The organism is Vibrio sp. JC009, assembly GCF_029016485.1.
Lineage (GTDB): Bacteria > Pseudomonadota > Gammaproteobacteria > Enterobacterales > Vibrionaceae > Vibrio.
Genome location: NZ_CP092107.1, coordinates 183586 through 208762 on the forward strand (window position 1 = coordinate 183586; position 25177 = coordinate 208762).

Consider the following 25177-nt stretch of genomic DNA (forward strand, 5'->3'; position numbering starts at 1 on the left):
GCATGGGGATGAAAAGTTTGAGTTTTCTCCCTCAGGTTAAGAGAGAAAACTCGTCACTGACAGAATTAGCGAGCCAGTGAGCGCGTTTTTAGCTCATAGATAAGCTTTTCTGCGCTTACGTCAAACTTAATGCGGGCATGAAGCTCTTTTGCGTCATCATCAAGTGCGCCGACTTCAATCTGAGCATCAGAGTTTACTTCTTTTGCCAGTGCTTCGTATTTGGCAAACTCTGCCAGCAGAGCTTCCTTAGATTCAGCAAATAGCGAAACTTCAGCAACATCGTCGCCTTCTTTAATAATAAAGCCCATTTCTGCAGAAACACCACAGGCTTCGCAGATCTCGTTTTCTGGTTCACAGAATATTTTTTCTTCTGACATAACACTTCCTCTTACCGAAGATTAAAAGGTCTATCGCCTCAAAGGCTTAAATAGTACCGCCTGACTAACCGATAAAGCTAGTTTTATTAGCTTTTACTGGTATATGGGGATTCATCAGCCCGGTTACAATACCTGAGCCGGGAACACGTTAAAATAATGCCTTAAACCGGATAGCAGTTGTATATCTGAGTAATTGGTTGTTTATTAGTGTTACATGCTATATGTGAGTTGTAACAAGGCATGTAGTACGTTTTTTCTAACTTTATTTGGTGTGATAAATATGTCTGTCCCTGCCCGGGAGCTCTGGTTTGAGCAGGGCAGGGAACAGACAATAGGGTGTGATGAACTTGATAAATGAACAGTTCAAAGCGCTCTGGAAATAAAACTCGAAATAGTAAGAGCGTGACATGCCAAAGCGTAGTAAAGAAGATACTGAAATTACCATTCAGACTATCATGGATGCAGTAGCAGACCAGTTGATCAGGCTAGGATATGACAAGATGTCGTATACAACGTTAAGTGAGCAGACAGGGATTTCTCGCACCGGGATCAGCCATCATTTTCCAAAGAAAACCGATTTTATCGGTGCTTTAGATGGCCGTATATTTGATAAGTTTGTAACACACCTCGAACTGGAGAGTGGTATTGAAGCGTTCTCAGACAGCTGGCTGAAGTCGCTGAGCAATGATGAGTTTATTGCGATTTTGCGCATTCTCTTTCATCATATTTCCTGTTCAGAAGGTTCAGACGCGTTTGCTAAAAAAGGAACAGAGCGTCTGTATGAGCTGGTAACGCAGCGCTATGGTGAAGATAAGCACAAAGAACTTGAATGGCTGATGGGCAAAGCAATTTGCAGCATGGGTCTGGCAAGCTGATTGGTATAACACCGGCAATCTTCTTTCTGGTTGATTGCCGGCGTTACATCAACAACGCCATTTGTTATCGGACCGGATTGGTATAAATAAGAAAAATAAAAGCTCTGGCAAAACCAGAGCTTTTATTTGGTGACTAAACCGGACAGCCCGGTTTCATGAGATGAGTTAAGCGGCTGTGGTAGCGACCTGCTCGTCTTTTTTCTTTTCGTTGTACATCTTAGTCAGGAAGTACACGTTAACAACTGCAATAAACGCGTTGGTTGCTACAACAGGGTAGGCGCCGATCATAAGACCGTAAATAACGAAAAACGTACAACCAACAAAGTTAAGAATACGCAGCTTAGCGATATCTTTCATTGTCAGCGAAATCGCCACCATGATTGATGCTGCGTAACCCATAATTTCGATAATATCCATTGAATGACCCTCTATTTTGAATGCCGAAAAATCTCGGTGCCAATTCTTCTCTTCTTGAGATAAGTGAGGAAGCTCCTTGCCTCGAACGGTCTGTACTTATACCAATCCAGCATTCACTGAACAGCTAATTACTGGTATTGGTATTAACTTAACGAGCGGCACTATATCAGCCCGATAAACTTGAGGAAAGTCACAATTTTATAGAAATAGAGGGTAAGCGATTACGCAAACGTTTAGCGGAAAATTGGATTAAAAAAAGTGAAAAAATGTTGAAAATCCGGCCGGTAAAAAGAAACCCCAACAAGGTGTCGGGGCTTGGTATTACTCATCATAATAGTCGTCCAAAGCATAAGGATCATCGTCAAGAACATGCTGCATCCGGCCCCGCAACTGTTCTAACTGATTTTCCAACATATTCATTTGTTCAATATCACCTTCAGAACACGCGATATAGATTTCGCGTTCAAGTTCTTCAATTTTCATTCTGATGTCCATAAGTGCCTCCGGGAAAGCGCATAGAAGACACTTATAGCGTAGACGAGATTTTAAAATATAAGCAAATTTACCTGATAGAAGTCATATTGGATTTCACTACCGGTTTTCCAGCCGGTTATAGTCCAGCAAACCGGACTCTATTGGCTGGTCCTGCTTGTACCAGTTATGTATTGAATCACTGAATGCCCAAAATTCAGGAGAGCTTCTCCGCACTGCAAACCTGTCCAGAAGCCGGGTGTAATCTTCGGCGGTCACTGTATTGCGCAGCATCTCAACAAGCTCAGGGATTTCCTCTTCCTGCAAAGACCAGAAAACCGCCGGGTAGCTTCCAAGCACGCCTTTAACCAGCGTCAGAGTATCCTGCTCGGGGATGCGGTTTCTCTCTTCGTTAAACAGGCTGGAGATATTTTTATGCGCATTATTTCTCAGCAGGGTGAAGAGTTGCTTGTTACCGGAATTACCTTCGATAAGCAGCATAGAAATCTGAGGAAAGGTCTCTTGCTTAAATCCTGAGATAGTATCGATCTGCTGTAATAACTGCTCGTTCGCTGTGCTGAATCCTGTACCGGATATCGCGTACCTGTCGGTCAGTACCGGTGAAAGCCTTGCTTTTAATCGGGTCAGCAACTCTGATTTTGGATTGTCAGACCGGTATTCCACCGCTGTGGGCTGACTGAAGGGTTTAACATTGCGCTGAAGAAACTCGGTAAAGTAGATGTCCTGATCCTGATACCAGGAACTGAGTACTTTATGGCGTATGCTATTGGGCAGCAAGGCAACAAAGTGAGATTCCCCCTCGATTCTGAGAAAGTCCATATACATGCGGGTGATCAGCTGATGACCAAAGTTACCGTACACATCAAAACCGGCCACCAGAAGGTAATGGATTCTCTCAAGCAGAGCGTAATCGATGATCCAGGCGGTTTTCGGCTCTTTGCCAACCAAGCCTTTAACCACGGTCGCACTGTCAAAATGGCGGAAAATAGTCAGCGCAGCGTTGCCGTTGACACCATCGCCATCCCAGACCAGATCTGTGGTTAAGCGCTCTCCGTTGTTAAACCATTTGTTGGTAAAGTCAGATTTCGCTTCCAGGTATTTAGCCTGCTGACTTGAATAGGCAATCCAGTTTAATACCGGTTCTGCATTGCTCTGTTGCTCGCCGGGCAGTTGAAGGTTTACTGACTGCGAGCGGTAAAACTCATTTAACTGCGGGATATCGGCCATATCCGGGTCAGCAAAAAAGACCCAGAATCTGTCGTTGATAACGTTCAGCGCCAGTTGGCCCCGGCACACCGGCCCCTTGATAAAGGCCATAATGGTGTTTTGTGCATTGTCGAGCAGAAAGCTAAAGCGCGACTTTACCGGGATTTGTGCAAAAGCGGTCATGGGATTTGCTGCGACTTCGGGTTCATAAGACGGCAGTTTTTCAACCTTATACTGAGTCTCAATAAACCACTGATGCCAGTTATTAAGGCGCTCTTCATTCAGGGCGTAGGGCATATGGGTTTTATCGACAATGGTGGCCGGTTCGGGGATCAGTCTGTAGAAGACTCGGCTGGTTTCAGGATCGTCGTAGGGGCGTCGGGTTGCAATTCGTTTTACCGGCTGGCCCGGAGGGGTCAATGAACGAACCAGGTTGAAAAACCGTGGCTGACCTTCCAGCTCACTAAAGTAGAGGTGAAAAAGGTAAAGGTGCTCATAAAGGTAGCGGGCTGCTAACTGAGTTTTGAAGTTGCTGCCGTTAAGTGCGGTTTCCCAGCGCGCTATCAGTTTTTGCTCTGCATGGGATACGGGCTTATCAGCCGCCATAATAGCGCCGTTTTCCAGCCAGTTTATTAGCGTGTTGTACTCATCAGAAGCAAGATTAGGCATCCCGTAGGGCATACCCCAGTCCGGGTAATCCTGTTCGTACTGAGCATGCTCTTCGACAGTGGGGCACTGTTCATCCCGGTAGAGAGAAAAGTCAAAACCCTCAAGCTGATCCTGCTGCGGAAGAGGGTGGTTCTCTTTCTGGATTAGCATCTTAGCCATTAAACCGGCTTCGATATTTGCCTCAGTAGTCTGGTCTCTTTCATTGAGTACCGGGTGGAAACTGAAATCACGCCATTGTTGGGTGGTTTCTGCATCTTCAAACAGGCGGGTAGGCGCTGTTGCGGTAAGGCGCGTTCCCTGATACACCTTGTTCTTGCTGCCGCCCCGGTCAATGCCCTGAGCAGATGACATCTTATACTGGCACGGTGCATCGTAGCAGGCGTGACACACGACGCAGCGGTTGTCGATAACAGGTTTTACTTCGCTTAGGTAATGATCAGCCGCTTCTGAATGGTAGGGAGCGCTTCTGGCCTGAACTTCCGGTTTACCAAAGAGTTCATTGTAGTTTAGGGTGGAATAAGCCGCACATCCGCTAAAAACAATCACACTAATTAATGCTATGAATTGTCTTCTGATCATTTATAGTCCTGATTTTTGTATTTTCTTAAATTAAAGCAGAAGGTTATCAAATCTGCCATGCCGCTGAAAAGGAAAAGAGCCACCTGAAAGGCAGCTCTTTATCTGAAGTGAAAACCTGAATTAATTGGTCTGATAGCCCTGAAGAACGCTGTTCAGGTTTCTTGAGGCACTGGTTAGTTCGCTTACGTCATGTCCCTGCTTTTGGGCGACTTCGCGAATGGTGTCCGATTGTGTGCGGATATCACTGAGTTCCCGGGCAATATCGTTCGCAACGGCACTTTGCTGCTCGGCTGAAGCAGAAATCTGGATACTCATATCCATAATCGCTTGCGACGATTCAGCAACGTTATTGATGTCACCGCCCAACTGAGATATCAGCTCGCTGCTGACTTTCGCCTGTTCCACCGTCTGACCGGTTTTACCCGCAATGCTTGAAGTCTCACTCTGAACCTTTTCGATCATTGACTGAATTTCAACGGTTGCTTCCTGAGTGCGGCTTGCAAGAGTGCGTACTTCGTCTGCTACCACGGCAAATCCGCGTCCCTGTTCACCCGCCCGTGCCGCTTCTATCGCTGCATTAAGTGCCAGCAGGTTAGTCTGCTCTGAGATACCGTTAATCGTGGTAATGACTTCGTTGATCTGCGTTGTGTTCTCGCTCAGTGTTGCAACAGAGTCGGAGGTCTGAGAGATGAGTCCGGAAAGCTGGTCAATTTCGGAAATCGCGTTCTGTACCAGGTTCTGACTCTCGGTTACGAAGGTTGAATCTTTCTCTGAACGCTCGGCAGCAGACTGGGCGATATTGGAAACTTCCTGCGCGGACGCTGTCATCTCTTCCATTGCGGTGGCCACTGAATCCAGTGACGAGTGCTGGTTATGGATCTGCACTTCGCTGTGTTTCATCTCAGTTCCAAAAGAGTCTGCGGTGTTTTCCAGAGTTGAAGAGCTGTCTTTTACCACCTGAACAAGCTCGGTGAGTGTGTCCATTGCTTTATCCAGAGCACAGCCGATAGTGCCGAATTCGTCACGGCCAGGATGAAAGCCTAGTCTTGAAGTCAGGTCGCGGTTAGCGATTTTTTCTGTGGTTTTCCAGAGTATCCAGAGTGCGCCGCCAATAAAAGTAGAAACCCAGTAGCTAAACAGGGCAAATGGTAAAACCCAGAGATAAGTCAGTAGCAGAGTAGTAAAAGCCTGATCTTTAGTCTGTCTGTCTTTTGCGCTCAGGGTTTCTGTTAACGATGCGTACTGACCGCTTTTCGTTCGCATTACAGCAGTGACTTTGTCGCCGGAAAGTGTGGTGGACTGAGAAGATGCCGACAATGTTACGCCTGACGATTTTAGCTGATCGGTTGTTCCTGAATTTTCCGCAGCGGTTACCAAACCTTCAAGCCTTGCTTCTGCAACCGCCTGCAATTTTGAATCAACGGCTTCAACGGTATCATAATATCTCCCAATCGCAGCGGTGGAGAGCGCCAGTATAAACAGGGCAAAGATAATCCACATTTTGTCGTTGATAGACATCTTGATAAATAGGCGGTCTATGGGCCTGAAGGCGACTTCTTTCATAGTTGCTCCGAAAAGAGTTGAGACTTTTATAAATTATAGGTTCCGAATTTTGCGCATTAGCAAAATAATTTGAAATATTTATTTGCTTATTAGCTCATGAGTGTGACATGGGTCTCAGTTAAAATATCATTTATTAACATTGAAAAAAAGATTAAGTGTGCACATGCTGCGTTGATGCATATGAAATATATGCCGTGCATCTATGATTGTGCTATTTAGAATAAGATAATGTTATGGTTAGGTTATGAATTCTAAAGCAAACGTTTACTTATGATTTAGCTCAAAGTTTTATCTGACGCTTAATAAAATTGTCTACTGGAAAACAAAAAACTGTCATATAACGAGGTTATAACAACTCATACCAAGTAAGGAGTACATGTAATGAGTGAATTATACGCTAACGAATCTCTGGAGCTAATGGATGCATTAGAGATCGGATTTGACCTGTCGGATTATGATTCTGAAACGGAACCGGCAGAAGAGAACTAAAGATGCAGAGCCAGCACTTTGATGCTGGTTTTTATTTGCCTGAACCTGAGTGAACGGTTAGGCTGTGTCCATGAATTTTTTAGCCCACCTTCATATCGCCGATACCCTTGATAGTGACCTTGCAGCTAATCTGCTTGGAGACTTTGTAAAAGGCGACCCCTATAAATCCTATCCTGCATATATCGCAGACGGCATAAAGCTGCACCGGTTTGTTGACAGCTATACCGATTCACACCAGGTGATGAAAACAGCGAAAGGATTTTTCCCTGCTGAAGTCCGGCGCTTTAGTCCGATAGCTCTGGATTTATACTGGGATCACTGCCTTGCCTCAGGCTGGGCTGAGTTTCATCAGCAGAGTCTGGCGGATTTTTGCTTGCAGGCAGAGGAAAGAGTCCGCTCAGTAAACAATATTCACCTTCCGGAACAATATCTCCGGGTAACAGAGCGAATGTGGAAGATGAAGTGGCTGGAATCCTATGCCGATTTTGCCACGCTTGAAATCGCGCTGGAAAGAATGTCCACAAGAAGCCCGAGAATGAAAAAGCTCGCTCACTGCTTTGAAACACTTGAGCAAAGTGATGATGAACTGTCACAGCTATTTCCTCTGCTTTATACCGATGTGCTGAAAGCCTGCCGTGAGTTTGTAAACCGCTAACTATTAATAGTACAATCGCAGCCCTTTTTTATTGCAACCTGTACGGGGCCTTAACTCATGTCTAAATCAGAGATTTCTTTTCAGCAACTGGAACTCAGTGCCTGGTTACAGGAAAGGGTGCATGCGTTAGGCTTTGAAACGCCGACCCCCGTTCAGATTCAGGCTATCCCGGAAATTATTGCTGGGCGGGATATACTGGCCGCGGCTCAGACAGGTACAGGCAAAACCGCTGCGTTTGGCTTACCTGTTATTCAGAAGTTGCTGGAAAACGAGCCGTTACCGCGTAACGATGATAATCCGGTAAGCGCATTAATCATAACTCCGACCCGTGAACTGACTCAGCAGATATTTGATAACCTGAGCCGCTATTCCGAAGGAACAGAGCTGAAAATTGTGGTTGCCTATGGTGGCACCAGCATTAAGGCGCAGCAGGATAAACTAAAGGGCGGAGCCGATATTCTTATTGCAACGCCGGGCAGATTGCTTGACCACTGCTTTACCAAATCCGTCAGCCTGAGAAAAACCACTTATTTTGTTATGGACGAAGCAGACCGGATGCTGGATATGGGCTTTATGCCGGATATCCAGCGAATATTGTGCAAGCTGCCTGAGCAAAGACAAACCATGATGTTTTCTGCCACCTTTGAAAACAGAATTAAGACGCTGGCTTACCGGATATTAAAAGATCCGGCAGAGATTCAGGTAACGCCGGAGAACAGCACGGCGGATACAGTAGAGCAGATTCTTTATCCGGTAGATAAAAAGCGGAAAAGAGAGTTACTGGCGTACCTCATCGGTTCACGTAACTGGCAACAGGTGCTTGTCTTTACCAAAACCAAACAGGGTTCAGACGCTTTGGTAAAAGAGCTGAAACTGGATGGCATCAAAGCGGCCTCAATTAACGGTGATAAAAGTCAGGGCGCAAGGCAAAAAGCGCTGGATGACTTTAAGAATGGAAAAATCCGCGCATTAATTGCCACTGATGTGGCCGCCAGAGGAATTGATATTCAGGAGCTGGAATGCGTGGTTAACTTCGATATGCCGTACAAAGCCGAAGATTATGTTCACCGCATTGGCAGAACCGGAAGAGCGGGCTATTCAGGGCTTGCGGTTTCGCTGATGAGCCGAGATGAAGAGTATTTGCTGAATGCGGTAGAAAACCTGCTGGATAAAAGGATTCCACAGGAGTGGCTGCAGGGATTTGAACCAAGTCTGATTGAGGATATTGAAGAAGATCAGCCGCGCAAAAAGCGCAGCCGATCATCAGAGAAGAGAAAGCTGAAGGCTAAGCTTAAAATCCATCAGAATCGTGGTAAGAAGCGTTAAACCTTAGTTGGGCAGATAACAGTGCCGTCTGCATGTTCCCAGCATTCGGCCATAGGCAGCAGAAGGGATCTTAGATTGTCTGTATTGATCACCTGATCTTCAGGGATCAGGAAGGTGTGCGCAATTTGCTTATTAAATATGCGCCAATGATTAAGTAGTTGCTGGTCAAGATCACAGCCTGGCCAGATCTCTTTCATAAAGGGTCTAAGGCTTATTGCTCCATGTGCACTGGTAATTAGCTGCCATTTTTGTTCCCACATGTTGACCTGGTCGTCAGGATGTTCCTGATTAAACTTATTTACAAGCCCATCAAAAATGTGTTCGATTTTTCCGTGCCCATCAACCATGTAGTCAAAAAATTTATCTTCTTGCCTTACTACATCAGCAGTGAACTGCATTGGTTTAGGTACCAACAGCATATGCGCGTGCAAATGAGCACTAAACTTATAGATCAATACATTTGCTGGTAAGTCGGAACCGAAATGTTCCAGCAGACCAAAAATGTACGCCTGCATATACTCATGTAACTTATCACTAATGGCGTACCAAATTTGCTCTTTGCTACCAAAATGGTGGCGGATCAGGCTGTGCGATACACCTGCAGCCTCACTAATATTTCTTAGCGAAACCTTCTCATAACCGGACTCACAGAACATGTTCGCAGCGGTTGTTAGTATCTGGATTTTGGTTTCTTCAGCGGCCTGTGCACTTCGGCGGCCTTGCTTTCTTTCGCTCATTGTTCTACTTCTCAATAAAGACGGCTCATTTCTATCAGATTTTCGTCCTGCCGTCATAAAAAATTTATTATCCACATGGAAAATATGTGTTGATATTACACCAAATAACCTTATACTGCACGCCTGTGTAATAAATAATTACTCACGATCTAATAAATGGGAGACAACAAGGTGCATAATAAAGCCCTCGTCACAATTTTAAAGCTTGCTTTTGTTAGTAGCGTCGCACTCTTTGTTAATGGTTGCGGCCAGGCTAACTCTGAACCCCAAAAAGAAGTGATAAAGCCGGTAAAGCTTTATCAGGTACCTGGTTTTGCAGCCGACAGCAATGATGCATTCCTTGCTGAAGTCGATGCCGGTGAACGTTCTCAGCTGTCGTTTCAGGTTCCGGGTGTGGTGGAAAACCTGGCGGTTAAAGAAGGGCAGAAAGTTGAAAAAGGACAACTGCTTGCTGTTCTTGATCCAAAAGACTACCAACTGGCTGTAGACGCAGCTCAGGCTCAGTTTGATCTGGCAGAAACCCGTTTTCTGCGTGATAAGAAACTTTTTGATAAAAGACTTATCAGTGCTGACAGCTTTGACCAGACTGAAACATCATATAAAGCGGCGATTGCTAATCTTGAAGAAGCAAAAACCGACTTTAGTTACACCGAAATCCAGGCGCCTTTCGATGGTGTTGTCTCCCTAAGTTTTGTTAAGGCGCATCAGTATGTTGCGGCAAAACAGCCTATTCTTAATATCATCAATAATGAAGAACTGGATATCAATATTTCGGTGCCGGTTCCATATATCGATCAGGTTGGCGTTGCTAAGTTCCAGGCAGGACAATTTATTGTTGTATTTGATGTTTTTCCGGGCGTGATTATTCCTGCACAGTTTAAAGAGATGTCTACTCAGGCAAATGATACGAACAGCTATAACGCCACTGTATCGATCCTTAAGCCTGATGATCTGACCATTCTCACCGGCATGACAGGTCAGGTGTTTGTTGCGGGTAATCAGCAAAAGAGTGCTGTGACGCTTCCGGAAAGCGCCTGGGTAAGCAAAACAGCAGACTCAGGTAAAGTCTGGCGCATGAACCAGAAAAATAATTCAGTAGAGCTAATTGAGCTTAAGTTAGATGGTTCTGGTGCTGTTACTGACGGTTTGAATGCCGGTGATCTGGTTGTTATTGCGGGTACAAAAGATTTAACAGAAGGCCAGGTAGTGAAAGCCTGGGAACGTGAGGGCGGTATTTAATGCGTAAGCACATTTTTAAACTCGCTGTACTGCCAATGGCGCTGGCGATGCTTCAGGGCTGCCAGGATGAAGCGGTTGTATTCGAAAAAGAACCATTGCAGGTTTCTGCCTATGAAGTGACTAAGCCGGTGGAAAACCAATACCGGAACTTTAAAGGTACCGTGAGTCCTGCTGATCTGACCCCAATGTCGTTCCGCATTGAGGGTGAGCTGGATGCGATTCTGGTAAAAACAGGCCAGAAAGTTAAGAAAGGCGAAATGCTGGCGAAACTGGATGACAGCAAGCTGCGTCAGCAGATGGCGGATGCGCAGGCTCAGTACGAACTGGCTGTAAGACAGCTGGGTCGTGGTATGGATCTGGTCAGAAAAAAAATGATCTCTCAGTCTGAGTTTGATGAGCTGACAGCAAACAAGCGTATTGCGGAAGTCAGCTATGAAACCGCAAAGAACAATCTTGAGTACACAAGACTGGTTGCGCCATTTGACGGCTATGTTGCTGAAGTTCCAAAAGAGTCATTCGAAAGTGTTACTCCGGGTGAGACCGTGGTGAATGTTTATCGTGATGATGTTGTCCGTGTAAGAATTGGCGTGTCCGATATCGTGCTGGCATCGCTGAATCCGGATATCGGCAGCCGTGATATTAAGATCCCGACAAAATTTTCAGGCGATGAGCGTCAGTTTACCCTGAAGTATTACGAGCACTCCACAGAGCCTTCATCCGGTGCCAACGCATTTGAGTTCTGGCTGGAGATGCCTCAGGTTGAGCCTGCAATTTTGCCCGGTGCAACAGCGAACCTTGATATCGACCTTCTTGAAGCGGGTCTGACCCTGACTCAGGGCTACGAAATCCCGGTCACTGCACTTGATGCAGGAAACCAGAAAGGTGAGTTTTTCATCTGGAAATACGTTGACGGAAACGTGCAGAAGCAAAATGTGGAAGTGATTCAGGTAAAAAGTAATGGCGTGATTGTGTCTAAAGGTGTCAGAAAAGGGGATCTATTAGTGAATTCCAGCCTGAAAAAACTGCGTGATAATGCGGCCGTTAAGCTTGTTGGTGGGGAAGAATAACAGTGAATATTGCAGATTACTCGATAAAACACCGCGTTATCAGCTGGATGTTTTTGGTCATCCTTTTGATTGGTGGTGCTCAGTCATTTATGGGGCTAAGCCGTCTTGAAGATCCTAAGTTTACCATCAAGCAGGCACTGGTTGTTTCAACCTATCCGGGTGCAACAACGGAAGAAGTTGAAGAAGAGCTGACTTATCCGCTGGAAAAACAGATTCGTCAGTTGCCGTATGTTGATAACATCACCTCTATCTCTTCACGTGGCATGTCTCAGATTACCGTAGAGATGAAATCTGTCTATGGTAAGCAGGAGCTTGCTCAGATTTGGGATGAGATGCGCCGTAAGATCAACGACCTTTCTCCGAGCTTGCCTTCCGGTGTTCAGTCAGTTCAGGTGATTGATGACTTTGGCGACGTATATGGCGTACTGGTGATGCTGACCGGTGACGGATACTCATACGTAGAGCTTGAGCGCTATGCCGATGCCCTGACACGTGAACTGGATCTGGTTCCGGGTGTGGGCAAAGTCTCTAAAGGTGGCGACCAGGAAGAACAGCTTTTTGTTGAAATTTCTATCGACCGTATGGCCGCCCTTGACCTGGATATGAACAACATCGTTAACCTGCTTAGTACGCAAAACAGCGTAGTATCCGCCGGTGAACTGATGATTAACGGCCAGAATATGGTGATTCGTCCAAATGGATCGCTAAACTCTGTTGAACAGCTTGAAAACCTGATTATTTATGGCCGTGACACGGGTAACCTGATCCGCCTTAAAGATGTGGCGACTATCTCCCGTGGTGTTGTAGAAAAGCCGAGCAAGGTTGTTACTTATAACGGTAAGCCAGCAATCAGCCTTGGTATTTCCTTCTCCGACGGTGTAAACGTTGTAGAAGTGGGCGAGCGCCTGCAGCAGCGTATTGATGAGCTGGAAAGCCTGAAACCTGCCGGTCTGGAAGTGAACTACTTCTATAATCAGTCTGCAGAAGTAGACAAGTCGGTCGTGGACTTTGTTATCAGCCTTGCTGAAGCGGTTGGTATCGTAATCGTTGTGCTTCTGTTTACCATGGGTATGCGAAGCGGCGTGATTATCGGGCTTATCCTTCTGCTGACCGTATTTGGTACCTTTATTCTGATGAAGGTAACCGATATCGAACTGCACCGTATTTCACTGGGTGCTCTGATTATCGCCCTTGGTATGCTGGTGGATAACGCCATCGTAGTGGTTGAAGGGATCCTGGTTGGCCTTCAGAGAGGTAAATCCAAACTTCAGGCGTCCATTGATATCACTAAACAGACCCAGTGGCCTCTGCTTGGCGCAACGGTTATAGCTATCACCGCCTTTGCACCGATTGGTCTTTCTGCGGATGCCACCGGTGAGTTTATGGGCTCGCTGTTCTGGGTACTGTGTTACTCGCTGTTCCTGAGCTGGATTACCGCACTGACACTAACACCCTTCCTTGCCGATCTGCTGCTTAAAGAGAGCACTGGAGAAGCGAGTGATGAAGACCCTTACAAAGGCGCACTGTTTGTTGTATTTGGTTCGCTGCTGAAAACCTGTATGCGTTTCCGCTGGGTAACCATTGTGGCTATGATTGCAATGCTGTTTGGCGCGGTTGTGGCCTTCGGTAATGTGAAGCAGCAGTTCTTCCCGGCTTCGAATACGCCACTGTTCTATGTTGACCTCTGGATGCCGGAAGGTACCGATATCCGTGAGACGGTTCGTCAGACAGAGCAGGTAGAGAAGTACATTCGCTCTCAGGAAGGCATTGATTATGTAACTACGACATCTGGTCAGGGCATGCAGCGCTTTATGCTGACTTACTCTCCGGAAAATGCCTATGAAGCTTATGCACAGGTTCAGATCCGGGTTAAAAACCGCGAACTGATTAACCCTATGATTGCGAAGCTGAGAACGGATCTGAAGGCCAAGTTCCCGACGCCTGATTACCGCTTCCGTCTGCTTGAGTTCGGTCCGTCACCGGCTTCTAAGATTGAGGCCCGTATCTCAGGTGCTGATCCACAGGTGCTTCGTGATATCGCTAAACAGATTGAAGATGCGATTGCAACGGATCCTCGTGCCCGTAATATCCGCCACAACTGGCGTGAGCGCACTAAGGAAATTGTCCCTCAGTTTAATGAATCTAAAGCACGTCGTCTTGGTATCACTAAAGAAGATGTTGCAAGTACGTTACAGCTGGCGTTTGGTGGTTCCACTATCGGTACTTTCCGTGACGGTACTCAGATGCTGCCTATCGTATTCCGTCTGCCGGAAAATGAGCGTGTTAGCTTTGATACGGTTCAGAACCTGGGTGTATGGAGCCCGAGCCTGCAGGCTTATGTTCCTCTTGAGCAGGTTGTTGATGACATTACCATTGACTGGGTAGAGCCGCTGATCCTGCGTCGTGACCGTAAGCGTACTCTGACGGTACTTGCCGACCATGATGTTATCGGTGATGAAACGCCGGCCGCTCTGTTTAGCCGAATCCGTCCAAAAGTTGAAGCTGTTGCACTGCCTGAAGGCTATACGCTGGAGTGGGGTGGTGAATACGAATCGTCGAGAGATGCACAGGGTATGCTGTTCAGCTCACTGCCGATGGGCTACCTGTTTATGTTTATGGTAACTGTATTCCTGTTTAACTCGATTAAGAAGCCTCTGGTTATCTGGTTTACTGTTCCGCTGGCGATTATCGGTGTTTCTGTTGGTCTGCTTGGTGCCAATATGCCATTTAGCTTTACCGCATTGCTTGGCCTGCTAAGCCTGAGCGGAATGGTACTGAAAAACGGTATCGTACTGATGGACCAGATCAACATTGAGCTGGAATCGGGTAAGGAGCCTTACGAGGCGGTATTTGATAGTGCGATTAGCCGTGTACGCCCTGTAAGTATGGCGGCACTGACAACGATTCTGGGTATGATCCCGCTGCTGTTTGATGCCTTCTTCGGCTCAATGGCGGTGACTATCATGGCCGGTCTTGGTTTCGCAACGGTACTGACTCTGGTTGTGGTACCGGTAATGTTTGCTCTGCTTCACGGTGTGAAAGCACCGAAGGCAGCAAAGTCTTAAGGATAGAGTCTTAATTTAGGTTCAGGATATTACCTAAAAACCCTGCCTGTCGCGCCAGGTGATTAAATTGCTAACCTGGCGCGTTTTACCACTGCCTTGGGCAGGGTTATTCTCTTATTCATTGCCGCTGCGTTTGCAGCGGTATTTTTTTATCTGAGGAAGCCAGCCAGTTTTGCGCGAAATAGTGCCGCAATGGTTTTTGAGTCGGTAATAATATTTTCCAGGATCAGGTTTTCCAGCTCTTGCAGAGAATAGACTTTGGTTTCGATAACTTCGTCAGGGTCACACTCAAGCCGTTGTGTTTTTTCCAGCCCAGTGGCGATATAGAGAAACTGTATTTCATCGCAAAAACCGGCCAGCGGAGTGAGTTCGCCAAGCGGTACAAAATTAGTGGCACTGTAGCCGGTTTCCTCTTCCAGTTCGCGCTGGGCACACAGAAGCGGCTCTTCGCCGTTTTCAACCGTTCCGGCAGGCAGTTCGATAATCCAGCGGTTTATTGACGGGCGGTATTGATGAGTCACTAAGATGCGCCCATCTTCCGTTATCGGAAGTATCACAGCAGCACCCGGATGAGTAATTGAGGTGTGAGTAATCTCCTTATCATTAGGAAGAGTGTGCTTTTCTTCAACTAGCTGAATGTTCTTCCACTGATGTATAACTTTCATAATTATTTTTATTCCTGTGTGACCTGAGACAATAAATCGGCTGATATGCTGAAAAATACCTCTTTATGGTGATATGTAAACGCAATTTGCTGATATTATTTGTTAATATCAGTGATGAAGTTCAAATATTTTGTCTTATATTTGAATAGTATTCTAATTAAAAAAGTGAAGTCTATATGATTCCAACCCCACGTGGCTCACACGCACAAAAAGCGCTGCTTTCAGAACGTATCAATAAGCTCGCTAAAGTTCTTTCTGACGGTGTCTATGAAAGAGAAGATACCATTAAGCTCTGCCTGCTGGCCGCGCTCTCCGGTGAAAGTGTCTTTCTTCTTGGTCCTCCCGGGATAGCAAAGAGTCTTATCGCGAAAAGATTGATTCAGGCGTTTGATAACAGTAGCTACTTTGAGTATCTGATGACCCGCTTTTCCACGCCTGAAGAGGTCTTCGGCCCGCTGAGTATTCAGGAGCTGAAGGATAACGGTAAATATATCCGTTTGACGGAAGGTTATCTGCCCACTTCTCAGGTGGTTTTTCTGGATGAAATCTGGAAGGCCGGTCCTGCAATTCTGAACACTCTGCTTACAGTGGTTAATGAGAAAACCTTTAAAAACGGCAGCGATATCGAACAGGTTCCGATGCGTTTGCTGGTAACGGCATCTAACGAACTGCCGGATGAAGATAGCGGCCTTGAGGCGCTGTATGACCGTATGCTGGTACGGGTTTATGTGAACCGCATTCAGAACAAGCAGAACTTTAAATCTATGCTGACGGTGGGAACTCCGGAAGAAGCAACGGTTCCGCCGGAGCTTGCGATTACCGATGAAGAGTATCATCAATGGCAGCAAGAGCTGGAAAAGGTTCAGCTTACCGACCTTGGTTTTGACAAACTGTATGAGTTAAAAACCATGCTGGAAAACCGGGTTGAAGAGATGGGCTCTGAACTGGCAGAGCATGATCTGTATGTGTCGGACCGCCGCTGGAAAAAGTCGGTAAAACTGCTGAAAGCCAGTGCTTATTTCAATGGGCGTGATGCGATAAACCCACTTGATCTTCTTTTGTTGAGAGACTGTCTGTGGCACAGCCCTGAGTCCCGGAATCTGGTTGAGGAAGTGATTCGCGATTTTGCCGTTCACCGCGCCTTTGATCAAAATGTTATTCATCATCAGGTAAAAACCTGCAAAGAAGATCTGGAGGAAATTAAAGCAGAGATAAAATCTCAGTTTGAGATGATCCTGAATATGGAATCGCAGGGCAAACTGCTGCGTAAAACCGAAGGCTATCATTTTGATCTTTCTCAGGCACGCCAGTACAGCGTTGGTTCGGCTCGCGGGCTGATTAAGCTGGTGATGCTGAAAGAGAACATGTCAGTCAACGAAGGCGAGAAGGGCGACAGCCGTTGGGTATTTATTGCTAAAGACGAGCTGGAGAAGGTTATCCGCGAAGGCGGTGGTGAAGGTTACGGATACGTAAACAAAAATTCCAGTTTATGCCGTTTACGATTTGAATTAAATGCTAATAATGCTTTAGTTATTAAAGATATTGCCAATCGTTCGGTGCTGGTGGGTCTGGTTACCCATCAGGGGTTGAATGGCGATAGGTATGAAGACTGGTGCGACAGAGCCGATCAGGCTATTGCGCAACTGAACCATGCTGAAAACCACCTTCGCAAAGTTCGTTCAGACTTCCATGGTGCTTTGCCACACAGTTTTGTTGACCCTCACCTCCCTCGTGAGATGGAAAGCGGTCTGCAGACTCTGGGCGAGGAGATCGAAGATATGCGTGAACAGAGCGAAAAGGCGGTACAGCGAATTAAGAACTATGATCAGTTCTTTGAGTAACAGGATAGATTAGTGCTTGGTGCAGACGGACTAAACCTGGCGATGATGGTCGCGGAGTCGGGAATTATAGATAATGCTGTGAATGACTTAATTGGTCGTTCGCAGCTTTTGATGCTGCCGGAAAACAGCGCCATTAAAGCTTCTGTAAAAACGCATATCACTAAATGGCGTGGCAGGGTGACTAAGCGAATCACTAAGGTGTGTGAGACCGAGCGCTTTCAGAATGAGCTGAACCTTTATCAGGAAGTGATTTACATGACGGAGGAGGAGTTCTGCCGCGAACTTCCGTCGATCATGCAGCGATTTGATAAACGCTTCTCTTTTTATAAAAAAGCAAACAAGCTGTTGGCCAGAAATAAGGGTGCTCACAATAACCCTATGTTCCCGCACTATTTTTGTGAACAGTGGTACGAAAGCTTATCTAAATCAATTAAACAGGCGGAGCTTGCTCAGCTTGAATCTGACAAGGAAGCCTTTCTTGCCGATCTCTATCAGCGGATAGAGACCATGAAAGATATTGATGATGTTACCGTTGCCGGTGAGGTAGGGGGAGTTGGTCGTCTCTGGGATATGGCCGGAGCAAAACTTACTAAGCGCGATGTGGCTTCGCTGAAAAAATTTGCGGCATTTCTGAAAAAGAATAAAGAGCTGCAGCAAATCGCGGAAAAACTGGGCCGTATGGCCAGCGAAGTGGACGATCCGAGCCTGTTTAAGACCCCGGCAGAAGAGCTGAAACTGGTTGAAGAGAAAAGCGATGAAGCGACGGATGACATTGTCGGCATTCACGAAGGCGATGATCTGAGTAAGATGCTGCCAAATGAGACTATGTTCCTGGCATACCCTGAGCTTGAAGTGGTGTTTTACAAGCACCTTGTCGACAAACGCCTGATGAACTACAAGGTGAAAGGTAAGGCGCGTACTCTGCGCAAGGTGAAGTCACAAAAGCCGGAATCAAAAGTGGTTGATATTGAGAAGGGGCCTTTTGTTATCTGTGTCGATGCATCCGGCTCCATGAGTGGCTTTCCTGAGCAGTGTGCAAAGGCGATGGCTTATGCGCTGATGCAAATAGCACTTGCTGAGGACCGTGAATGCTATGTGATTCTGTTTTCCACCGAACAGATTACCTATGAGCTGACAAAGCAGGACGGCTTAAGAGAGGCTAGTAACTTCCTCTCTTATCAGTTTCACGGCGGGACGGAATTTGAGCCTGTATTGCTTAAGTCGATAGAGCTGATGCACAGTGAAAAATACCGTAACGCGGATCTGGTGGTGCTGTCTGACTTTATCGCACCAAAGCAGCCGGAAGATATTATGCAGCAGGTGCAGGCGTTACAGGCGAAAAAGAACCGGTTTCATGCAATCAGTCTTTCCCGCTACGGTAATCCGCAACTGATGGAGATATTCGATCACTGCTGGGCATACCATCCGAATGTAGTTAACCGCCTGGTTAAGCGCTGGTAAGTGATTGCCGCTCTGAGCGTCTTTTCATCAATAAGGCTAACTCTTGGACACATTGTTTCTAAAGTATTCAAACAAACACTAATTTGAAAAAGTTTTATTGACTCACAGAAATAAAAGAGTAAAGTAACGCCCCGTAGCCGAGACGAGTTAACTCTTTGAAAGCTATCCAATAAAAATTAGATTATGGCGCGTTGGCAGAGTGGCTATGCAGCGGATTGCAAATCCGTGGACCTCGGTTCGACTCCGGGACGCGCCTCCATATTCCGAAAGCCCCGACAGAAATGTCGGGGCTTTTTCTATTCCTAACACTTGTGTCCGAGATAGCATACTTCTTGTTGTTAACAGTATAAGTAAGCGGCAACCGGAAGAATTGAGTATAAGCACTAATTATAAGGGGTGGGCGTGTTATTCCATTTGTGAATGCTGTGGTTGATTTTTGTCTCCATGCCGGGTAAGCGCTACTTTCTAATAAAATAGTGTTTTTTTATTTATCTTGTTGTATTTAAAGAATAAAATGCCTTTTGGCCTACACCTGTACGCTCGAAAATATTTGCAAATTAATGTGATCACATTCAAAATTATACGGTTGAGCCTCCTAAGAGGACTTACCAGTTTAACCGAGGTTTTTTATGAAAGTTGTTGATATTCTCAAACATAAAAGTGAGTCTTTTTCAAAGCATCACCCAGAACTAAGAGAATTAATGCCGCCTGTACTTAAAGAATATTGGGTCGATTTTGTTACCAGAGCACATTCCAGTGCTTTGGCGGAGTGGGTCAGGCAGCATGCACTGCCTGCTGTTAATGAAGAAATAAAGCCAACACAGGAAGAGAGCTTCCAGCTAAACGAAGCGGCAATGGCTGTTTATAATGAGTTGCATTCTAAACTTGATGAAGAAATTCATCTTGGTGACTGGGTTATGATTGACCAGGAACGTATCAATGCGTTTGGTGCTGTAACTGAAGATACCCAGTGGATCCACACCGATCCTGAGCGTGCTGAGCAGGAATCTCCGTTTAAGACAACCATTGCTCATGGTTTTTTAACGCTTTCTATGCTGTCTAAAATGACCGACAGCGTTGACCCTGAGAAACCTATGTTTCCGACCGCAAGAATGGTGGTCAATGTCGGACTGAACGAAGTCCGTTTTCCTTACCCGGTAAAGTCAGGTAACCGGATTCGTACCAGAAGTACCTTAAAGAAAGTTACTCCAATCAAGAAAGGTATTGAAGTGGAAAGGGAAATGAAAGTTGAGATAGACGGCGTAAGACGACCTGCTTGTGTGGCGGTTTCTGTTATCAGGCTGTATTTCTGATTTCCTCGTTCAATACTTAAAGCCTCAAAACTAAAATTTTTTTGTCATCCCGGAAATTGCGAAGCTTTTATCCGGGATCTACTGTCAACACGCTGTAGAGTCAGCAACAACCCTATGCTCTACAACGCGCTTTTAGCAGATTCCTGCCTTCGCAGGAATGACGGAAAATTAGCTTCATCAGCTAAATCCGAGATTACTTCGTAGGAATGTACCCATACTGGCTAATCAGCTTCTTAGCTCTTTCAGACTGCACGAACGAAACGAATGACTTACCGTTTTCTGAAATCTCTGACTTCTTGTAAAGCAGGATAAACGGGCGCGCCAGCTGGTATTCACCAGAAGCGATACTCTGCTGGTTCGCTTCAACACCGTCTATCTTCAGCTCTTTTACAGAGTGGTCCACCGAGCCTTCAGAAACAAAACCGATAGCGTGAACATTATTATTGACGATGGACTTAACCATACTGTTGCTGTTAACCACCAGATTGTTTGGGTTGATATCGGATACCTGCTTGTCTTTAATCACCCGGATCAGGCCGAGCTGAGTTTCAAAGCTGTAACGAGAGCCTGATGAGGCTTCACGAGTTACCACTGCAATCTTGCGGTCCGGTCCGCCAAGTTGCTTCCAGTTAGTCACTTTACCTTTATAGATATCGTAAAGCTCCTGACGGCTAAGGTTTTCGGTTGGGTTAGTATGGTTGACGATTACCGCAAGGCCGTCATACGCAAAATGGATAACTGCAAGGTCGTCACTCATTTCACCTTCGGTCAGGTAACGGGAGCTCATACCTATCTCAGCAACACCTTTATCGACCAGTGTAATACCAGCAGTTGACCCAACGCCTTGGACGGCTACAAACGATTCACCATGCGAATTATTATATTCTTCAGCCAGAATATCCATAATTCTGGCAACGGAAGTTGAACCAGAGATATTGACTTCTTTCCCGGCGGCAGAGAGAGAGAAGGAAAGAATGGCAAGAAGCGAAGTAATGACAACGCGTAGCATAAAGAAGCTCCTGAGAAGTGGATTAATTTAATTTCCCTATATGTTATGTAGTATTTATTACGCTTATGTGACAATAACTACATGTTTGATTAATAGTCAATTTTAACCAGTGATCTGTTTTATTATAAGAGTATGATTATTGAAACAGTGATGACGTCGGTGCATTCAGTATGGAACTATCTGAAATAGAACTCTATCGCCTGGAAAAAGCGATACGGCAGTTGTGTCAAAGCAGAAATCAAAATACGCCTGCCGAGCTTGGTAAGGTGCAGTATGAGATGCTGTCCGATGGTGTGTTTGTGTATAAGGAAGCGTTTTTGCTGGACTCATCCCATGTAAACTTCGAATATCCGGTAGCCAGGCTGATACTGGATGCGCAAGAGGGTTACTGGAAGCTGCAACTGACAGAAGAAAGCCCTGAAGATAAAGAGAAGGCAAGCTGGGTTGATAAAAAAAACTCACCAACCTTTGAGCCTTTGGTTGATGAGTTATTGCATGACCCTGACAATTTATTCTGGTAACGACTTTAGTTACCGGAGCAGATTTTCTGCCTGAATTCCTTTGGTGTAATTCCCTGAACACCCTTAAAGGCAGTACTGAAGTGTGCTGCACTTTTAAAGCCGGATTCAAAGGCAATATCGGCAATGGACTTGCTCGTCAGTCGTAATTTGTCAGCCGCGTAGTTTACGCGTTTAACTTTTAGTATCTGAGAAAAGCTTAAACCTTCCGCTGACAGCCTTCTTTTCAGTGTTGCTGTGGACATACCCAGGAATCGGGCGGTATTTTCCAGCGAAACCTCATTTTCGATATTCAGCTCAATAAAACGAATGACTTTCTGTGCAGAGCTCTGGTTACATGCACGCTGAAGAATCGGCAGATGGTTCGGCGAAACATTGATGATTTCTAGAAGCAATGCGGTGGCAAGTGCTTCAAGGGTGTCATCACTGCTATGATTCTTTGTTGCATCAGCAAGTAACTCAAGTATTTGAGTTGCGATCTTATAATCTGAATCCAGTGGGCGGAATGCCACTTCTTCAATTTCAGACATCTGCTGAATATGCAGATAAAACTGTTGCAGTAAATTTGGCTCGAACGTGATCATCTGCGCTGAGAAGTCGCCATTTTCGGGATGGGACTCAAGCAATTTAAATTCATCCGAGTGATAAATAGTGTATTCACCGCTCTTTAGTTCACGGTCTTCGTGTTTGTGCGTTTTGTAAGTAAGTCGTCCTTGTTCGATTAGAATTATGCCGCAAGTCGTCACAGGGTAACGATCTTTTTTACGCGGAGTAAAACTGCTTTGCTTGTAAATGGTAATTCTTGCCATAGTTACCTTTTCTTATTTTATAAAGGCGTTCATTTGAACGCCTGAATTGTCAGCAATGCTTAATCTTCAGATTTACTTATCGGGTCACTTTCAGGTGATTCCGAAAATACTTCTGTAGGCTTAGCAACGATACTGCGAGTTTCAACGTTTACTTCAGCTAAGGTTATTTCTAACACATCTCCTAATTTGTAAACGTGATCCTTGTCTATGGAAACTATTCCGCTTTCGCTATTGCACTCAATTCTTTCTTTATTGCCCATAATGAGCGAAGAAGGAATAAACGCAGTTGCACCGTTTTCCAGAATTCTTACCCGCATACCGGCGCGATTAATATCAAATATTTCACCCTGGAAGCGAGTTTCATTTTTAGGCTCATCCACTAACGTTCTTGCATATAGCCAGTCTGCTACGTTCCGCTCTGCAATTTTATGATGCTTTCTGTGAATAGCCAGTTCTTCGCCCAATGCTTCATCCGGGTTTTGAACAGACTCTTTACCAAGGATGTGCGCTTTTAACAGGCGATGGTTAATCATATCGCCATATTTACGAATCGGTGAAGTCCAGGTGGCGTAAAGCTCTAAGCCCATAGCAAAATGCGATTCCGGCGTGTTGCTGATTTCGCTGTAAGTCTGGAACTTACGCACTCTGTTGTCTAAATAGGAGGTTTCCTGCTGATTTAACCAGCGTCTCAGAGCGCTAAAGCCTTCAAGAGTAGCAATGCTCTCCTGAGTAAACGGCAGTTCGCCTTCTGGATTAATCAGTTCAACGATATCTTTGATTTTCTCGGACTTAAAGCCAGAGTGAGTGTTGAATACGCCTTTGCCCTGGCTCTGTGCAAGAACTTTACCTGCACAGATATTGGCGGTAATCATGGCTTCCTCTACCAGACGGTTAGAAGTTCTTCTCTGATCGGCGTGAATCGCGATTACGTCATTGTCTTCACTCAGTTCAAAGCGGTAGTCAGGACGATCCGGGAATACCACGGCATTCTCTTCACGCCATTTTGCACGAGCTGTGGCAAAAGCGTTCAGATCAGTCACCACTTTGGCGATAGTCTCGTCCGGTGACCAGTTTTCACTGCTGCCGTTTTCAAGCCAGTCTGATACATTGTCGTAAATCAGTCTCTGGTGAGATTTGATGTTTGCAGCGAAGAAGTGAATATCGTCACTGATGACACCGTCTGCACCGACAGTGACTTTACAACAAAGAGCCGGTCTTACTTCACCTTCAATAAGCGAGCAAAGCTCATCGGCCAGATCGCGAGGCAGCATAGGGATATTTCGGCCCGGCAGATAGATGGTAAAGCCGCGCTCACGGGCCACTTTGTCCATATTATCATCAGGCGAAATATAAGCTGTTGGATCCGCGATAGCTATGGTTAGCTCGAACTTTCCGTCATCCAGAGTTCTCGCGTACAGTGCATCATCCATATCTTTGGTTGATTCACCGTCAATAGTAACAAATGGTACGTCAGTCATATCGACGCGTTCCATGTCAGGGTCGTCATTCAGTTGCCAGTTATCTATGCCTTCCGGTTCACTGTTAGGCAGATCATTCTGTGCAAGTGTTACCCACCAAGGGGCAATCTTGTCATTTACATCCGTGATCTTTTCGCTGATTTCCGCAAAGAAGCCGTTATCGCCCTTAAGAGGGTGGCGAATCAGGTGAGCAACAACCCAGTCGCCTTCCTGCAGCGTTTCCGGGTTTAAACCTTTTTTGGCTTTGGCCTTAAAAGAAAGCCTTTTAAGCTGAGGCAGGTCAGGGGTCACATTGAGCTTGCCCTTAAACATCTTCACCCGGCCGATAAAGCGGGTCAGGCTCTGCTCGATAAGTTCATCGGGTTCCGCCACTTCTTTTTCTTTCTCTGTACGGATAAGTGCGACAACCTTGTCACCGTGAAGACATTTTTTCATATACGGTGGCGGGATAAAGAAGCTGGTTTTATTGTCCACTTCCAGAAAACCGAAGCCTTTATCCGTTGCCTTGATAGTGCCTTCTTTTTTCGGGATATTTTCTTTAATTTGCTGCTTAAGCTGAGCTAAGAGGGGATTGTCCTGGAACATCTAACTTGATTTAAACCTTTGTGACGACGATTCATAAGCGAATTTACTATGCGCTATGGTACTAGGTAATGAGCCAAATGTATAACTATAAAACGCAAAGTCAGGGGGGGATTTGAGCCAGAATCTTGACTGGGGTCACGGCAGGTCTTTGTCATAGAATAAAGGAGGCTATTCATAACAAAATCAAAGGCCCCAAGAAGATTATTCCATTTATTTTATGCTCAGAATACCAATAAAATAGGTAATTGCTATTGAGGCACTAATTAATTTTATCAATAGCCGGAAATATCTATTCATAATATCTTGTTCTTTTGCTGTCTTGATGATCATACTAACACCCTCTGATTCCATTAGGATGCATGGTTTTCTGATTAATAGTCGTTCCATGTACCTGCTACTAAGAAAATTTCATTATAACGTGCTGAAAAATAGCGCGAATTTTCAGCTAAATGTACTGCATATGAAATTAAGTTCTCTTACTAATCAGTTTAGGTCATAGATTATGAATGAGAAAACTGAACCAAGATCAAGAAATTTTCTTTTTTGCTTGTAACTACATGAAAAATATTTGGTTGTCTGATTGTTTGAAAGTTGAAACACTCTGATTAATACGGTGTTGTCTCAGTACTGATACACAATTTAGATAGGGCTATTGCTCTAAATAAATACTAACTTGCTGTATTTAAGTTAGGCAATAAATATATCTCTCAGTAATGATGTTGCATAATTTTGTTGAGTATTT

At 45.4% G+C, this 25177-nt stretch carries 20 protein-coding genes and 1 tRNA gene; 11 read left to right on the forward strand and 10 right to left on the reverse strand.

All coding sequences use genetic code 11. From position 1 onward, the window contains the following. Positions 1 to 65: 65 nt before the first annotated feature. On the reverse strand, positions 66 to 377 hold the full coding sequence (locus L3Q72_RS15770; RefSeq protein WP_275133118.1) for a DUF406 family protein: 312 nt from the start codon (positions 375 to 377) through the stop codon (positions 66 to 68). 407 nt (positions 378 to 784) lie between these two features. Between L3Q72_RS15770 and L3Q72_RS15775 the strand changes: the two genes are divergently transcribed. Then, on the forward strand, positions 785 to 1252 hold the full coding sequence (locus L3Q72_RS15775) for a TetR family transcriptional regulator (protein ID WP_275133119.1): 468 nt from the start codon (positions 785 to 787) through the stop codon (positions 1250 to 1252). Positions 1253 to 1417: 165 nt separating this feature from the next. On the opposite strand, the gene L3Q72_RS15780 is transcribed toward L3Q72_RS15775, so the two are convergent. The 4 genes from L3Q72_RS15780 to L3Q72_RS15795 form a co-directional block, all read right to left on the reverse strand. Then, on the reverse strand, positions 1418 to 1669 hold the full coding sequence (locus L3Q72_RS15780; RefSeq protein WP_275133120.1) for a YgjV family protein: 252 nt from the start codon (positions 1667 to 1669) through the stop codon (positions 1418 to 1420). Positions 1670 to 1990: 321 nt separating this feature from the next. Continuing rightward, on the reverse strand, positions 1991 to 2152 hold the full coding sequence (locus tag L3Q72_RS15785; RefSeq protein WP_275133785.1) for a hypothetical protein: 162 nt from the start codon (positions 2150 to 2152) through the stop codon (positions 1991 to 1993). Positions 2153 to 2260: 108 nt separating this feature from the next. Then, positions 2261 to 4615, reverse strand: a complete 2355-nt coding sequence (locus tag L3Q72_RS15790; RefSeq protein ID WP_275133121.1) for a fatty acid cis/trans isomerase — start codon at positions 4613 to 4615, stop codon at positions 2261 to 2263. Between the two features lie 120 nt (positions 4616 to 4735). Beyond that, positions 4736 to 6178 (reverse strand): methyl-accepting chemotaxis protein, encoded by a 1443-nt coding sequence (locus tag L3Q72_RS15795; RefSeq protein ID WP_275133122.1) that lies wholly within the window; start codon positions 6176 to 6178, stop codon positions 4736 to 4738. 559 nt (positions 6179 to 6737) lie between these two features. Between L3Q72_RS15795 and L3Q72_RS15800 the strand changes: the two genes are divergently transcribed. Both L3Q72_RS15800 and L3Q72_RS15805 read left to right on the forward strand, forming a co-directional pair. Beyond that, positions 6738 to 7322, forward strand: coding sequence for an ACP phosphodiesterase (locus tag L3Q72_RS15800; protein WP_275133123.1), 585 nt, complete (start codon positions 6738 to 6740; stop codon positions 7320 to 7322). Positions 7323 to 7379: 57 nt separating this feature from the next. Further along, positions 7380 to 8648: a DEAD/DEAH box helicase gene (locus tag L3Q72_RS15805; RefSeq protein ID WP_275133124.1), complete on the forward strand. Its 1269-nt coding sequence runs from the start codon at positions 7380 to 7382 to the stop codon at positions 8646 to 8648. On the opposite strand, the gene L3Q72_RS15810 is transcribed toward L3Q72_RS15805, so the two are convergent. Then, positions 8645 to 9385 carry a TetR/AcrR family transcriptional regulator gene (locus L3Q72_RS15810; protein ID WP_275133125.1) on the reverse strand — a complete coding sequence of 247 codons (741 nt, stop codon included), beginning with the start codon at positions 9383 to 9385 and terminating at the stop codon, positions 8645 to 8647. The genes L3Q72_RS15805 and L3Q72_RS15810 overlap by 4 nt on opposite strands. 171 nt (positions 9386 to 9556) lie before the next feature. On the opposite strand from L3Q72_RS15810, the gene L3Q72_RS15815 reads away from it, so the two are divergent. From L3Q72_RS15815 to L3Q72_RS15825, 3 genes are read left to right on the forward strand one after another with little or no spacing between them, the layout of a single operon-like run. Continuing rightward, on the forward strand, positions 9557 to 10624 hold the full coding sequence (locus L3Q72_RS15815; RefSeq protein ID WP_275133126.1) for an efflux RND transporter periplasmic adaptor subunit: 1068 nt from the start codon (positions 9557 to 9559) through the stop codon (positions 10622 to 10624). Continuing rightward, positions 10624 to 11691, forward strand: coding sequence for an efflux RND transporter periplasmic adaptor subunit (locus L3Q72_RS15820; protein ID WP_275133127.1), 1068 nt, complete (start codon positions 10624 to 10626; stop codon positions 11689 to 11691). The genes L3Q72_RS15815 and L3Q72_RS15820 overlap by 1 nt, the downstream gene beginning before the upstream one ends. 2 nt (positions 11692 to 11693) lie before the next feature. Next, positions 11694 to 14756 (forward strand): efflux RND transporter permease subunit, encoded by a 3063-nt coding sequence (locus L3Q72_RS15825; protein ID WP_275133128.1) that lies wholly within the window; start codon positions 11694 to 11696, stop codon positions 14754 to 14756. Between the two features lie 149 nt (positions 14757 to 14905). Here L3Q72_RS15825 and L3Q72_RS15830 read toward each other — a convergent pair whose 3' ends face one another. After that, complete coding sequence (locus L3Q72_RS15830; protein WP_275133745.1) at positions 14906 to 15424, reverse strand: NUDIX hydrolase; 519 nt, start codon at positions 15422 to 15424, stop codon at positions 14906 to 14908. Positions 15425 to 15597: 173 nt separating this feature from the next. On the opposite strand from L3Q72_RS15830, the gene L3Q72_RS15835 reads away from it, so the two are divergent. From L3Q72_RS15835 to L3Q72_RS15850, 4 genes are all read left to right on the forward strand, one after another. Next, positions 15598 to 17262: an ATPase RavA domain-containing protein gene (locus L3Q72_RS15835; RefSeq protein WP_275133129.1), complete on the forward strand. Its 1665-nt coding sequence runs from the start codon at positions 15598 to 15600 to the stop codon at positions 17260 to 17262. A 12-nt stretch (positions 17263 to 17274) separates the two neighbouring features. Next, positions 17275 to 18723 (forward strand): ATPase RavA stimulator ViaA, encoded by a 1449-nt coding sequence (gene viaA / locus L3Q72_RS15840; RefSeq protein WP_275133130.1) that lies wholly within the window; start codon positions 17275 to 17277, stop codon positions 18721 to 18723. Between the two features lie 185 nt (positions 18724 to 18908). Then, positions 18909 to 18982: transfer RNA gene (locus tag L3Q72_RS15845), tRNA-Cys, on the forward strand. 370 nt (positions 18983 to 19352) lie between these two features. Then, entirely contained in the window at positions 19353 to 20036 is a 684-nt protein-coding gene (locus tag L3Q72_RS15850) for a MaoC family dehydratase (RefSeq protein WP_275133131.1), read from the forward strand. A 193-nt stretch (positions 20037 to 20229) separates the two neighbouring features. Here the strand turns inward: L3Q72_RS15850 and L3Q72_RS15855 are convergent, their stop codons facing one another. After that, entirely contained in the window at positions 20230 to 21045 is an 816-nt protein-coding gene (locus tag L3Q72_RS15855) for a phosphate ABC transporter substrate-binding protein (protein WP_275133132.1), read from the reverse strand. A gap of 170 nt (positions 21046 to 21215) precedes the next feature. Here L3Q72_RS15855 and L3Q72_RS15860 point away from each other — a divergent pair, with 170 nt between their 5' ends. Further along, entirely contained in the window at positions 21216 to 21566 is a 351-nt protein-coding gene (locus L3Q72_RS15860; protein WP_275133133.1) for a DUF3024 domain-containing protein, read from the forward strand. A 5-nt stretch (positions 21567 to 21571) separates the two neighbouring features. On the opposite strand, the gene L3Q72_RS15865 is transcribed toward L3Q72_RS15860, so the two are convergent. Both L3Q72_RS15865 and rnb read right to left on the reverse strand, forming a co-directional pair. After that, positions 21572 to 22372 (reverse strand): AraC family transcriptional regulator, encoded by an 801-nt coding sequence (locus L3Q72_RS15865; RefSeq protein WP_275133134.1) that lies wholly within the window; start codon positions 22370 to 22372, stop codon positions 21572 to 21574. A 59-nt stretch (positions 22373 to 22431) separates the two neighbouring features. Then, positions 22432 to 24435 carry an exoribonuclease II gene (gene rnb, locus L3Q72_RS15870; RefSeq protein ID WP_275133135.1) on the reverse strand — a complete coding sequence of 668 codons (2004 nt, stop codon included), beginning with the start codon at positions 24433 to 24435 and terminating at the stop codon, positions 22432 to 22434. Positions 24436 to 25177: the final 742 nt, after the last annotated feature.

Excerpts from the sequence above, each read along its gene's own strand:
- L3Q72_RS15780 (WP_275133120.1), bottom strand. The coding sequence starts at position 1,669 with ATGGATATTATCGAAATTATGGGTTACGCAGCATCAATCATGGTGGCG.
- L3Q72_RS15850 (WP_275133131.1), top strand. The coding sequence starts at position 19,353 with ATGAAAGTTGTTGATATTCTCAAACATAAAAGTGAGTCTTTTTCAAAG.
- rnb (WP_275133135.1), bottom strand. The coding sequence starts at position 24,435 with ATGTTCCAGGACAATCCCCTCTTAGCTCAGCTTAAGCAGCAAATTAAA.
- L3Q72_RS15860 (WP_275133133.1), top strand. The coding sequence starts at position 21,216 with ATGGAACTATCTGAAATAGAACTCTATCGCCTGGAAAAAGCGATACGG.
- L3Q72_RS15800 (WP_275133123.1), top strand. The coding sequence starts at position 6,738 with ATGAATTTTTTAGCCCACCTTCATATCGCCGATACCCTTGATAGTGAC.
- L3Q72_RS15795 (WP_275133122.1), bottom strand. The coding sequence starts at position 6,178 with ATGAAAGAAGTCGCCTTCAGGCCCATAGACCGCCTATTTATCAAGATG.
- L3Q72_RS15805 (WP_275133124.1), top strand. The coding sequence starts at position 7,380 with ATGTCTAAATCAGAGATTTCTTTTCAGCAACTGGAACTCAGTGCCTGG.
- L3Q72_RS15770 (WP_275133118.1), bottom strand. The coding sequence starts at position 377 with ATGTCAGAAGAAAAAATATTCTGTGAACCAGAAAACGAGATCTGCGAA.
- L3Q72_RS15835 (WP_275133129.1), top strand. The coding sequence starts at position 15,598 with ATGATTCCAACCCCACGTGGCTCACACGCACAAAAAGCGCTGCTTTCA.
- L3Q72_RS15810 (WP_275133125.1), bottom strand. The coding sequence starts at position 9,385 with ATGAGCGAAAGAAAGCAAGGCCGCCGAAGTGCACAGGCCGCTGAAGAA.
- L3Q72_RS15775 (WP_275133119.1), top strand. The coding sequence starts at position 785 with ATGCCAAAGCGTAGTAAAGAAGATACTGAAATTACCATTCAGACTATC.
- L3Q72_RS15790 (WP_275133121.1), bottom strand. The coding sequence starts at position 4,615 with ATGATCAGAAGACAATTCATAGCATTAATTAGTGTGATTGTTTTTAGC.
- L3Q72_RS15865 (WP_275133134.1), bottom strand. The coding sequence starts at position 22,372 with ATGGCAAGAATTACCATTTACAAGCAAAGCAGTTTTACTCCGCGTAAA.
- L3Q72_RS15855 (WP_275133132.1), bottom strand. The coding sequence starts at position 21,045 with ATGCTACGCGTTGTCATTACTTCGCTTCTTGCCATTCTTTCCTTCTCT.
- L3Q72_RS15820 (WP_275133127.1), top strand. The coding sequence starts at position 10,624 with ATGCGTAAGCACATTTTTAAACTCGCTGTACTGCCAATGGCGCTGGCG.
- L3Q72_RS15785 (WP_275133785.1), bottom strand. The coding sequence starts at position 2,152 with ATGAAAATTGAAGAACTTGAACGCGAAATCTATATCGCGTGTTCTGAA.